Genomic DNA, 13149 nt, shown 5'->3' on the forward strand with positions numbered 1-13149 from the left:
TTGCGAATGATTACAATTTAAGCTTTATCAAAGTTTTAAACTTTGACAAAGCTACACAGCATCGATTAAACAAATAGACGATTAACCAATTAAACAAAAAAAAACTATGCCACCAGCAGCAAGACTTACAGACTTTCATCAATGTCCTATGGTTACTCCTGGAGTGCCACCAGTTCCGCATGTAGGCGGACCAATAGTAGGACCATGTGCGCCAACTGTTTTAATCGGCGGATTACCAGCAGCCAAAGTTGGCGATACACTGGTTTGTGTAGGACCACCAGATTCTATTATAAAAGGATCTGCGACAGTTATGATTTGCGGTATGCCAGCCGCAAGAATGGGAGATACAACAGCCCACGGAGGCTCAATTATGCTAGGAGCATTTAATGTGATGATCGGTGGATAATTTGGAACATACTGAAACTGCCTTTTTAGGTTCAGGATGGGCATTTCCCGTGTCTTTCTCTGCAGATAATTATATGCTGAATCTATCTGCTAATGAAACCAACATCAACGAATCTATTCATGTTATTCTAAATACCCGAAAAGGCGAACGCACTCTTGAGTCTGAATTTGGTTCTGGAATACAACAGTTTATGTTTAGAAAAATTGACAGCACGCTTAAAGGCGAAATTATTGAAGCCATAAAGTTTTCCTTACTGCGATACGAGCCTAGAATATTGGTACAGGATGTAAAAGTTGCATCGACTGATGTTGCAAACGGAAAAATAGAAATACTGATTAGCTACATCTATTCAAAAACCAATACAAGACACAACTATGTATTCCCATTTTATGTAAAAGAAGGAACAAACTTAGACAAGAAAAAATGATTTTAATTGATCAAAATAGCGCTATAAATTCTCTCAACGAAGCACTCGTTCCGAATCCGCGTTTAATAGACGGAAGAACCGAGCAAGACTGGCTGTACTTTTTGACAGAATTCAGCAAATTGATCAATTTCTATAATGACAGCAATACCATTCATGGCAATTGGAGTCCATTTTTGCTAAAAGATCCTGTCTTTCTGATGGCTTCAATTTCAAAAACAAATTACAAAAAACTACATTCAGATTATAAAAATAGCTGTACTGAAATTCAAAGATTAGTTCAAAACGAAAACGGCGGAATTCCGCATTCAAATGCTTTAAACAATCTTTTTGACCGCATTACGGCCATTTATAAAATTATAGAACGCTGGACGCATTATATGCTGAGAAATAGCGAAATCTACGATCTTAAAACTTATATTTTACAAGAAGTTAGAACAAGATTAAGCATTGATTTCTGGGCAATTCAGTCTTTTAGAGAATATTTAAACAAATTAGCTATTGATGGTTTGTCTATTGCTTCAGCGCCTCTGCAAGATTTTAACTCTTTTGACAAAAGCATTTGGTATATCAATAAAGACAAAACTCCTTTTTGGCAGGTTTTCGGATTTGAAACAGAACATTCCGTTTTACAGGAAACAAGTTCAATAACGGCATTTAGTCTAGATATTCTAACAAAAATTGGAGATAAGCTATTTCAGTTTTTAGAAACCATAATTCATCATGCGGGAAAAGAATTCAAGAAATTAAATCTTCAAAAAGGACATTTTCCAGACACCGTTCTTTTGCGCTCTTTTGTAAATATTTTAAAAGTACAGCAAGATCGCATGAATGGTCTTTCTGAAAAACATCTTGATTTTTATTATAGAGATATTCTAAAACAGACAAAACTCCCTGCAGTTGCCGATCACACGTTTTTGTGTGCGACGCTTACAAAGCCAACATCTGTATTTACTTTGCCAGCCGGAACTTTGTTTAATGCAGGCGTCGATGCGCAAAAAAATCCTATTCTGTTTGCTTCTCAAAAAAATGTAAACCTAAATCCTGCTGCAATTGCAAGCGTGCATAAGCTTTCTTATCAAGATAAAAACAATGCTTTTTATAATTTACAAACTGTTGATAAGCCAACAGAAATTCAATTAGACGCAGAAAATAAAGCAATCAGTTGGGAAACTTTCGGTTCAGATGACCTTTCTCTAAATCCTTCTTTAATCGGAATTGGATTTGCTTCACCAATGTTATTATTGCGCGAAGGAGAAAGAACAGTAAACCTGACTTTGGAATTTGATTCTTCCATAGATATAAAAATCCTGCAAGAAGCCAGTTATTTTTTGAGTACACAAAAAGAATGGCTAAAATTGGATTTGGCTCCAGCAGATTTTACAGCAGATGCAACAAAACAAAATACTGTTTTTACGATAGAGATAGTTCTTGACGCGACTGTAGCTTCAATCGAACCTTTTTTGGTTAATCCTGACGGACTAAAAAGCGATTGGCCAATGATGAAAATTTTATTTCAGAATGTTCCAAATCCGCAAGAACCTCCTAAAATTACTTCGATAACTATTGCTTTAAAAGTAACGGGGGTAAAAACCTTTCAATTGTATAATGATTTTGGGGAATTAAGCACAAAAAATCCCTACACTCCTTTTGGACCAATTCCGTTAGTGAATGCCAATTTTATTATCGGAAACAATGAAATCTTAAGCAAACCTCTAGACAGTTTTATTGTAGAAATAGATTGGGATAAAAGGCCAGCCAATTTTGAAATGTATTATCAGCAATATAATGAATACCTGCATCCAACTAAAACAACTCCAAAAACAGGACTTGGAAGCACACTTAGAAGCATATTATCTAAACCTGAGGAGGCTGTTGTTTTTCCAAGCGAATTCACAAACACCAGTTTTACTGCCAATTTCAATATTATGCAGGACAAATCATGGCAAGGTCTGAAAATGACCAAAATTGAAAAGAGTAACGTTGATAAAGTATTCATTCCAACTGATGAGATTCCACAGCCTGTTTGTTTATTTGACCCTTTTCTATTAGGAGTTCCAAATAATATTCTTAATACATCTAGCAGTTACTATATATATGTTAAACCTCTTTCAATTTCAAGTGCTACAGGAACTAATGCAAAAGTATGGAAACCCGATCCAAACATCCAAAAAGAAGCTTTAAAGTTTACAAAAGAAAGTTCATCGGGATTTATAAAAATGACTTTGTCCAGTCCGGAATACGGTTTTGGCTCAGAATTGTATGCAAATGTTGTAGCTAGCATAGCTTTGCAAAACGGCAATAAACTTGCAATGGCAAAAGACAAGGAAGTAAAAGATTTTATTGCTGCCGCCAATGTACCGTTTGCTCCAAAAATACAATCCTTTTCAGCTATTTATAATGCTAGCGTAACCTACAAACTTGATGGTACGGTTGGCGATTATCCGCTGCAGTATTTTATTTATGCTCCTTTTACAAACTATACCGTATTTGATAGTGAAACAGCTGACCAAACCAAAACCAATACATTTAATACCCAAATCATTGGAAGTTCTGAAAGCGATGCCGCAAAAGGTTTTCCGCTTTATCCTTCTTTCAACTATAATGGAGCACTTTTTATTGAACTGGATAATCTCATTTGCGACAGCACTTTGAATCTCTATTTTGAATTGGCCAGAAATTCAACTGCACTTACCAATCAGAATGGTATTATGTATTATTATTTAAGCGATTCAGGGTGGAAAAACATTCACCCATTATCTGATCAGACAAGTCAGTTTAGATGCTCTGGAATTATAGAAATTCCTATTCCGGCAGATTGCAATAATAACAGCACGATAATGCCTGGAACCAAAAACTGGATTTCTATTGCGGCTACTGGCAATCTTGCTTCGTTTTCTAAAACCACTTTTATGCAAACCAACAGTTTTAGTGTACAACGAACAGGAACTTCATTTCTGACCGATACACAAAGTCCGCAGATAGAGGCTAATGCAATCACAAAACCGGAAACCAAGATTCCAGAAATAGGCACAATCATTCAGCCATTCGCTTCTTTTGGAGGAAAAGCCGCGGAAGACAAAACCGATAGAAACAAAAGAGTAAGCAATAGCATTAAAACCAAAAACAGAGCCAGTACGCTAACCGATTATTATACGCTGATTGCCGAAAAATTTGATACCGTATACTATTCAAAAGTAGTTACTAAAAAAAGCGACAACAGCACTAATGTTTATTTAGTCAAAAAAATAGCATCAGATAACGATTCAAACGCTTTTATTCCTTTGGTAACCAATTCAATTGAGATTCAGGTAAAACAATATTTAAACGCCAATTCGTCGCCGTTCATAAATCTGAACGTTTCCAATTTTAACTTGGAATATGTTTGCATCAATATCTCCATTATAGTCGATCCAAACTATCAAAAAACGTTGGTAAACAAAAATGTTAATCTAGCTTTAAAGAAGTACTTATCGCCATGGATTTCCAATTGCCCCTCTGAAATCGAAATCGACAAACCGCTTGTTGATGCCAAAGTGAGCACATTCGTTCAAACTATTGAAGGCGTTCTTTCTGTTGAGAATGTTTCCTTTTCAAGCTATTACATCAATCCCGTTTCAGGAGTGCAAACCGCTTTAAAAAGCGAAAAAAAAACTTTAATGCCATACGGACAAGCAACGCTTTTAGTTTCTGCTCCCAATCATAATATTTCAAATCTGATATAATGGATACCAATAATCAAATAACAAAAACACAGCTTCCGCCGCATCAGGATTTTAATTTCCTGAAAGACGAAGCTATTGATTATATCCAAAATCATATTAGTACAGAATGGACCAACTTTAATCCGAGTGATCCTGGAATGACCATTTTGGATCAGGTTTGTTATGCGCTTACAGAATTAGGTTATTGTACCGATTTTTCTATTCCTGATATTTTGACCGATTCTACAGGGAAAATGGAAATCGAGAATCAGTTCTATCTTCCTTATAAAATCTTGACTACTTCGCCGTATACAATTGATGATTACAAAAAATACATCATTGACGGGATCGAAGAAGTTTATAATGCTGAAATAGTGACTTACAATGACAATCTTCTGCCGTTTAGCAGAGTATATCAAGTATATCTTTATATAAATCCCGATATTACCGATAGTATTCAGCGCGATACTATTTGTAAATCGTCATTTTATTACCTTAATCAAAGCCGAAATATTGGCGAACTTTTTAATATGCCAATTGCTCTGCAGCCACAAAACTGCTTGATTGGCGGAAAAATTGAAATTGAAAAAGACGCAGACGAACAAGCCATTTTATTAGAACTGCAAGACAAAATTCGCACTTATATTTTTCCGAAAATAGCTCAGGTAAATTATGATGCTCTAAAAGAAGATGGATATAATGCTGCCGAAATATATGATGGGCCTTATCTTAAAAATGGCTGGATTTTAAGCGAATCTATATTAGATAAAAAAAATACTCTCAAAACTATCGATCTAATTCCAGTAATTGAGTCTGTAGCTGGCATTATTTCAGTTTTAGGAGTCCAACTTTATCAGAACAATAATCATGTTCAAGCATTGCAATCGACTATCAGTCAGATAATAGCGATAGATATTCTGGCTTCTTATGGAGAAAAAAAACTATTGTTAATCAGCAACGGAAAAGAAGTGCAAACTGATGGTTTAAGCCCGTTGCAAATTAATCTCAGTAAATATCAAGAAACAGCGATAAGTTTAAATAACAAACCTGCTATAAAATTGCCTAAAAGCAGTTTTAGAGACATTAATAGCTATTATTCTATCCAAAATACATTTCCGCAGCAATATGGCATTGGCGATGATAAAATAGAAGACGATTCTACTCCCATACAAGTCGCGCAATCACGCCAGCTAAAAGGCTATTTAACTCTATTTGATCAGGTTTTAGCCAATCAGTTTTCGCAATTGGCCAATGTTTCAAAACTATTTTCTTTTACCAATTCCGTATGCGGTTCGCCTTCAGACAAAGATGCTTTTTATGCGCTAAAAGATAAGTATGAGAAAAAACATTTAGAATATCCTGTTCCATACAAAATGTTTTCTCCAAGCTATTTTTATCAGTCACTGTACAATGTTCCTCATATCAAGCCTTTATTAAAAAACAATAATGTCTTTGAATACACTTATGGCGACGAAACTAAAAAAGAACTAAAAGAAAAAAGCTGGTTAGAATATCAGCAAGATCCTTACAATGCTTACATCTTCGGAATGATGAAAATCATGGAGGAAGAAGATGTCAATTTTGAAAGAAGAAATACAATTTTAGATCATTTGCTTGCGAGACACGGCGAATCGCCTAAAGTTATTGATGCCATAATTGCTGGTACAATTTATACTGGAAATAAGAAAAAAGATCAAATCATTTTGAAGAGTCTATATCTGCAAAACCTTGATTTATTAACGTACAACAGAATTAAAGCCTGCAATTTTCTAATTGCTTCAAAAATAACTCCGACTCATAATCTCAATATTAAAAACGATCATTACGATTACATCAATGAAAACACGTCTGATTTTATTTTTAAATCGGAACATCTCAATAAAAAAGAAAAATTAAGCAAAACCGATTTCAGCAATTTTTCGGGATTTGAGTTAAAACTGAATCTCCTTTTCGGATTAAAAAATATATATAACAATTTTATTACGGCTCAATTTGAAGCTTCACAACATTCTATAGAAGACCAATTGAACGCCAATAAAACTATACAAAAAGTATATTGGTTTAAAGAAAAAAGAAAAGGCAGCATCTTTATTGAAACCTCTATTCTTTTAAATCAATTAAAATATAACATAGAAATCGTAAAGCAAAGTGATAATTTAAATTACACAATTCAAAATACTGATTTTAAATCAGTAACTAATATAAATTATATCCTAAATAGTCTGAACCAAACTGCTTTGGATGCTCAATTTCAAAATGGTTACTTGGAGTTTGCTTCGGAGAAATATCTTTTGGTTTCTGGCGATTCTCAAACTGTAATAACTCCTGATTATACAAAAAGTAAATTATCAGATTATGCATTTCGAATTACGGTTTCTTCTGGAAACGGAATCATTACAATCAATGATGAACTTTTTAAGAAAAATGCAATTTTAATGTTTCCTGATTTTATCCCAGAATTGCAAACTCCTGAATTCAAAAAACGTTTAAAACTGTTTCTTTCAATATGCCTTCCAACAAACATAAAATGCGAATGTCTGTTTGTAAGTCTTCAAGAACTGGAAACTCTAATACCAAATTACAGTGGCTGGCATGATAGCTTGCGTTTTAAAAATACTCAGGATTTACTCAATAAACAGGAAAATGATTTAGAAACGACAAATCCTGAGACTTCTTCAGTGAATTTGATCAATAGTTTAACCTCAATTTTAGGAACAAAAAATGGAAGAAATAAATAGCCATATTGTATCGAGTCTAAAGTGGGACACAACTTTTGACCAGAAAAAAGAAAGTTACAGACTTCAGGAACGCTTGAGCGCTTGGAGCAAAATCTCGTTGCCTAGAGAAGTCGCCACTATTTTTAATGAATTATGTCCGCAGGAACAAAGCTGGCGAATTGAATCTCTGGAACTTGATCTTGGCTCTTGCGATTATGGCGATCTCGAATTTGACTTAAGTCGAAAAATACGGAATTTATTAAGAGAAAAAATAGCCGAATTAATTCTGTATCAAAATAGTCAGAAGCAAAACGGAATCGCGGTTTACAATAAAGAAAAATCGATTCTGGAAAATCTGATGGTCTTTTTGTTAGAAGGTTATCTGCCATGGAATTATCAGAACAAAGAAGGTTCTGTAAACCAAATTATGGCAGAATTGCTTCAGAATAATCTTGCTGAGGTTATTGCGATTATCAAGGAAACCGGAATGACGCATGAAGAAGTTAGAAAACGAATTGCATGGCAGTTTGACGAAAAAAATATAACCAAAATAATTGCAGCTCTGGAACCTAATAATAGCAGTTCGATAATTGAGTTTAGCTCGATTATGGTAAATATTCAAGTTAAGGAAACTATTATCCAGACGAGTACAATCAGTTTCAAAAAGAATCTTTGGTTCTTTATTCTTAACTTTTTACTGCTGGAACGCGGGACTCTATTTAATAAGCTCGCTTTCATGAAAAGCAGTATTCTTCAAATGGCAAATCATTACAATATTGCTTATGCAGAACTGATTGTTTTGATCGAAAATACGATTGTAAAACTCTCTGATAAAACTTCTCAAAACAACAATTTTATTGCTTGCCTAAAAATACTGACTCAGGAATATGAAACACAAAAAATAGAAAATCATTTACCTGATTATAAGATAAATTATTGGAGTTTACTTGAACAATTACTTCAAAATAAAAACAGCCGAAAATTTAAGGCAGACAAAGACAATTTAAACGAATTGATTGTGGCATTAAGTACTGAAAACAAAACAAAATTTAATGCCCTTATTCAGCCCATTTTGAAAGAAGAAAACCTGCTTGCTTCACTGCTTCAGGATTTAAACGAAACTTCTTTAAAAGTACTTTTTTCAAGATTAGACACTACTCCATCGCTCCTTCAAATGGAATCTATAATTTATTTGAACAAGCTGAGCCAAACCTTTAAACTCAAAACAAACAATAAGGCTTTATGGGAAATTGGAATGCTTTTTTTAATTAAAAATAAAAATGCTGACAATAGTGCGTTTCTGCTTTTCTGCATTAAAGAATTAGGTAGAAAAAACAATCTGAGCCACGAACATTTATTGGCGATGTTTACCAATGCTAAAATTCCTGCGGCGGTAAGAAACAATAATTCGGCAACCATTTATACCAATCTCAATGCGATTTACTGCAAGGAAATAAACCGTAATAATTCTAATTATCCAGCCGTTCATTTTAAGAATCTTGTTGCCAAATTAGAACTGGAATTACAGAAAAACAGCACCAAAAGTGTCTTTTTTATCGATTTGCAAAGATCACTTACTAGAACGATTTTACTGCATCCTAAAATGGCTTTTGAAGTAATGCTTTCATACGGAAATAAAGAAGTTTTAAAGAAAATACTTCCGCTGGTTCTTAATCGTGAAATGCTGCAATTATTGGTAAAAACTGCCAATTATAAAAAGACAAAACTCGTACAGACCATTCAGGTTGTCTATGAAATCCTGAACGAAAAGGATAAATATGATTTTCCAGAAGAATTGATGACGGATAATTTATTACTTCTCGGAATGCAGGAAATACTGTTTCATCCCGAACATAATTCCTCTTTGTTTCTGGAAACTATTATCGTTCAGTTATCCAAAAAAGTAACCGATACGAGACGCAACGATTATTTTCAGTTTATCGCAAAACTGATTCAGTCCAAACGAATTAAATCTTTTGGAGTTGCTATCAAGAAGACATTTTTAAATCAATTAAAAAATACAAGTTCAATTGATACCGTTGCGCTTGCATTGCTCATTCAGAACACATCGCAACAAGATCAGCAGGAATTAGCACAATTGCTGATTCTCAATTTTAATGATTCGGGTTTTATAGAACTGCGAAAACAAGACAGAAAGGAAAGCGAAAATCTATTGCATTATTTCTTGACAAATGGTGTTGCGCTGAAAAAGAAATGGATTCAGAAAACGTCTGCTGTCATTATTAATAGCGTAAAATCGGTTTCAAAAACTAAAATTACTTGGGAATTAAACGAGCTTTTCTGGAACACAATTTTAAAATATTCGTCTTATAAAGGCAATGAAATCTTATTTGAAAAACTGCTTCAGAAAGAACTGAAATTGTATTTGAAAAAGACTGTTGCTAAAGAAAAAGTACATCTCCAGAACGAAACAAAAACTTTTGAATCAGCAAACTCTGTAACAGAATCAGAACATTTTTTTGAAAACGAAATGAATTCAAGTTATACTTTTTCTAATGGAATTTCAGAATCTATCAGTTCAGACCTATCTTTTGAAATTCAGGAATTATCAGAAAAAGAAAAATACAAATGGCTTTCTTCCATTATTATCAAACGTCAGATTCCTAATGTTTTCAGCATTTCTAAAACAATAGAAATCAAAGATATTCTGAATTTCATTATGGTAAAAGAGCCTCAGATTTTCTTTAGAATAATGAAAAAAGAATTTATTCCCGAAGCCCAAATGGATTGGCTTTGCCGCAATATCAGCTTTCATAATTTGTGCAATGCCGTAAGCCAATTGGATAAAAACAGAGAATCGTATTTGAGAATTCTAGAAAAGTTCAATCAGGTTTTGGGATCTGTAACCATCAAAGGTTTGGCTTCTAAAGAAATGCAGCATCTTTTGCTTCGAAAACTTTTAAAAGCTGTTGTCAATGACAATTGGAGGCTTATCGCGATTGATAAAATATGGAATGAACTAATCTGGGAAGTGGTGACTAAAAAAGGAATTTCTAAGAAAAACTTTTTGGCCGACATGGAAAAATATATCTATCATTTTCCACCAGCTTTACAGCTTGGTTTCAAAGAAATTCTTCGAACAGAAAAACAAACTTCGCCAATTTTAAAACAAACCGAAATACTATCAAAAATGGAATCAAATAAAATTAAAGAAAAACCAAAAACTAACCTCAAGCAGGGTATTGTGGTTAGAAACGCAGGAATTGTGCTCTTAAACGATTATATCGCAATGCTGTTTGACCGTTTGAATCTGACATCAGAAAAAAAATTTATCAGCAACGAACATCAGGTTAGAGCTGTGCAGTATTTACAGTACGTTATTACGGGAATGCAGGAAACTGAAGAGGTTTATCTGCCGTTGAACAAAGTTTTGTGCGGTTTACCATTGACAGACACAGTACCCGATTTTGTAGAAATATCTGATCAGGAAAAGCAATTAATAAACGGTTTAATACAAGCAGCTATTTCGCATTGGCCAGATATTGGAGATTCTTCCATAGATGGCTTTAGAGGAAACTGGCTTGTACGCGACGGAATTCTGGTAGAACTGGAAGACAAATGGGAACTTACAGTAGACAAAAGAGCTTATGATATTTTGATCAACAGATCTCCCTTTGCCTTTTCGATTATAAAATACCATTGGATGGATAAGCCTTTGCATGTCATTTGGCCTTATTGAAACAGCTTTTTAAGAATCATTCACGCTTACGTTAGTCAGCACATTTTTGTCATTTCGAGGAACGAGAAATCACACTAGTTGATCGACAAAGATTGTCGATTACGAAAACGGATTTTCTTGTGTGATTTCTCCCTTCGGTCGAAATGACAAAATCAGATTCCGATTGTGAATGATGAATAGAATAACAAAAACCATTGAATACGATCTTGAAATATAAATTAATCAACTAAAAAAACTATTATGAACAGTTACAATGAAAATCTGCATTCTAGTGTATTGTCATCATTAGAAAGTCAGGAGATGACCAAAAAACAATTGAGTTCACAATTGAGCACTTCAATGTTTACTCTTTATTATGCCGAGGGAGCTGAAATTGTTGCGCAGGAAAAACTCGATGCAACAACCAAAATGTACAAAGAACAGCAACATATAAATAATGTAGTTGTTAAGAATAAGAACATGGCAGACAACTTGCTATTATCTGCAAATCAGCAAAAAACGTATGTCACACAAGCCGTTAGCAATATGGCGGTTTGTGCCTCTAACATTCAAATTGCCTCAAATTCTATTGTGCGTTTGGCAAGTGATATCGGAAGCATTTATAGCATTATTAATGCTGCAGATTATGGAACTCAAATTTACCAGCAGGCTCTTGAGGCGTACAATCTGATTAACAAAACGGCTTACATCGCTGAACAGACTTCGCAGTTTGCTATGGAATCTACAGCGTCGATTGCTGAAGTTTCAACCTCAACAGTTGCTGACGGCGCTAAGTTAACGAATACCTCTGTCAACAATTTATTGCAGGTAACAACTGCTGATTTAACAGCAACGACTGCTGTATTAACAACAGATAACGACACAAAAGCTAAAGCAAGTATTGCCACAAGAGCTGCAGAAGGCGCCATAAAATGTAGTGAGGTAGAATATGATGCTTCTAAAAAAGCATACAACTATAACAATGCATTATTTAACCAAAATTTGGTTGTAGAAGTGCCAAAACAGTTTGATCCTGCAGCAGGCACTTTTAGCGTTTCATTTGATGCTTACAGAAGTCCTTTTTCACCAGAAGACAGAGATCCAGGAACACAAAACAAAGGATTGGCCAATCCCGTTTTAAGCTATAATATCATTATGGTAAAAGACAGCAAAAAATCATTCTTTAGCTCTTCTAATGCAGAATTGTTGGTGGGCAATTCATCTCAATGCAAAAGTATTCCTGCTTCTCAGAATCCAGATGCCAAAGGAAAATATAAATCATCTATAGTCTACAAAGAACTTAGAGATTCTGACAATGATCCTCTTGTTCTTGGCGAAAATTATGTTGCATTTCTTTTAATCATCTTTACAGAAAACTACAAAAAAGAAATCAATACGTTTGATGAATATCTGTCTGCTCCTTCTGAGACGTTTGCTTTAACTTATACTTTAAAAAATGCTAAGAATATAGCGAATTCTAGAGAGCAAGCTTCTGAAGATTTGTCTAAAATCACTTTTAGTGTCGATAAAGAAGATGTATTAAAAGCAAATGAAATTGATTACAGATGTTTCTTCTTGCCTTATCCAGATGATATTGCTACAAACGAAGATTTGGAAACTCTAGAGTACAAAATTGAAACCATGGAGTTAGAAGAAGAAATTAAAGCTGTAGACGCAGAAATTAAATCGCTTAACGAAGAGATCGAAACCTTAAACAATTCTGCTAGTCAAGCCGACGGAGCTAAAAAAGATAAAGAAACGGATCAGGACAAACAAAAAAGCCTTAGTTTGAAAAGTGCTTTGGCCGATGCTAAAGAAAAATTACGCATTGCAAAAAGCCAATTGACAGATTTGAATGCTAAACTGAAAGATGTTAAAGAGAAATCTCCTAAACCAGTTAAAAACAGCAATGCTTTCTACTTCAATTTAAATTTAGCAGAAAACATTCCTGCTGGTAATTTTACCAGCGCTAAACACCACAAAGCGGCTTCTGGTCAAGAATTTAGTGTACATATTGATACTACAACTACAGATAATTTTGGAAATCCGCTGATTGAGGATAAAAGTTATATTCCTGTTGTGTTGTCTTACTACAAAGGCAGTGAAAACGCTAAAACCAAATACACCAACAGTCTTTCTGACTGGCAAAACACAACGCCAATACCTTATTCTACAAAAGAAAATCTGAAATCTTCATCAACCATTTAACACCTCAACTA

6 protein-coding genes are annotated in these 13149 nt (G+C 34.2%); all 6 read left to right on the forward strand.

Annotated elements, in window-relative coordinates; translation table 11 throughout:
• The first annotated feature begins 106 nt into the window (after positions 1 to 106).
• The 6 genes from NU08_RS16845 to NU08_RS16870 all read left to right on the forward strand — a co-directional run bounded on the left by NU08_RS16845 (position 107) and on the right by NU08_RS16870 (position 13138).
• A complete protein-coding gene (locus NU08_RS16845) occupies positions 107 to 406 on the forward strand; it encodes a PAAR domain-containing protein (RefSeq protein WP_008469168.1) in 300 nt (99 codons plus the stop codon).
• Positions 399 to 833: a GPW/gp25 family protein gene (locus NU08_RS16850; RefSeq protein ID WP_129748278.1), complete on the forward strand. Its 435-nt coding sequence runs from the start codon at positions 399 to 401 to the stop codon at positions 831 to 833. The genes NU08_RS16845 and NU08_RS16850 overlap by 8 nt, the downstream gene beginning before the upstream one ends.
• Positions 830 to 4555 (forward strand): baseplate J/gp47 family protein, encoded by a 3726-nt coding sequence (locus NU08_RS16855; protein ID WP_129748279.1) that lies wholly within the window; start codon positions 830 to 832, stop codon positions 4553 to 4555. The genes NU08_RS16850 and NU08_RS16855 overlap by 4 nt, the downstream gene beginning before the upstream one ends.
• Positions 4555 to 7272 carry a hypothetical protein gene (locus NU08_RS16860; protein ID WP_129748280.1) on the forward strand — a complete coding sequence of 906 codons (2718 nt, stop codon included), beginning with the start codon at positions 4555 to 4557 and terminating at the stop codon, positions 7270 to 7272. The genes NU08_RS16855 and NU08_RS16860 overlap by 1 nt, the downstream gene beginning before the upstream one ends.
• The gene (locus NU08_RS16865) at positions 7256 to 10951 is read left to right on the forward strand and encodes a contractile injection system tape measure protein (RefSeq protein ID WP_129748281.1); all 3696 of its coding nucleotides are present in this window, start codon (positions 7256 to 7258) and stop codon (positions 10949 to 10951) included. The genes NU08_RS16860 and NU08_RS16865 overlap by 17 nt, the downstream gene beginning before the upstream one ends.
• 240 nt (positions 10952 to 11191) lie before the next feature.
• Positions 11192 to 13138, forward strand: coding sequence for a hypothetical protein (locus NU08_RS16870; protein WP_129748282.1), 1947 nt, complete (start codon positions 11192 to 11194; stop codon positions 13136 to 13138).
• The last annotated feature ends 11 nt before the right edge of the window (positions 13139 to 13149 follow it).

It is taken from the genome of Flavobacterium anhuiense (assembly GCF_004151235.1).
Taxonomy (GTDB): Bacteria; Bacteroidota; Bacteroidia; order Flavobacteriales; family Flavobacteriaceae; genus Flavobacterium; species Flavobacterium anhuiense_A.

Excerpts from the sequence above, each read along its gene's own strand:
- NU08_RS16845 (WP_008469168.1), top strand. The coding sequence starts at position 107 with ATGCCACCAGCAGCAAGACTTACAGACTTTCATCAATGTCCTATGGTT.
- NU08_RS16855 (WP_129748279.1), top strand. The coding sequence starts at position 830 with ATGATTTTAATTGATCAAAATAGCGCTATAAATTCTCTCAACGAAGCA.
- NU08_RS16860 (WP_129748280.1), top strand. The coding sequence starts at position 4,555 with ATGGATACCAATAATCAAATAACAAAAACACAGCTTCCGCCGCATCAG.
- NU08_RS16865 (WP_129748281.1), top strand. The coding sequence starts at position 7,256 with ATGGAAGAAATAAATAGCCATATTGTATCGAGTCTAAAGTGGGACACA.
- NU08_RS16870 (WP_129748282.1), top strand. The coding sequence starts at position 11,192 with ATGAACAGTTACAATGAAAATCTGCATTCTAGTGTATTGTCATCATTA.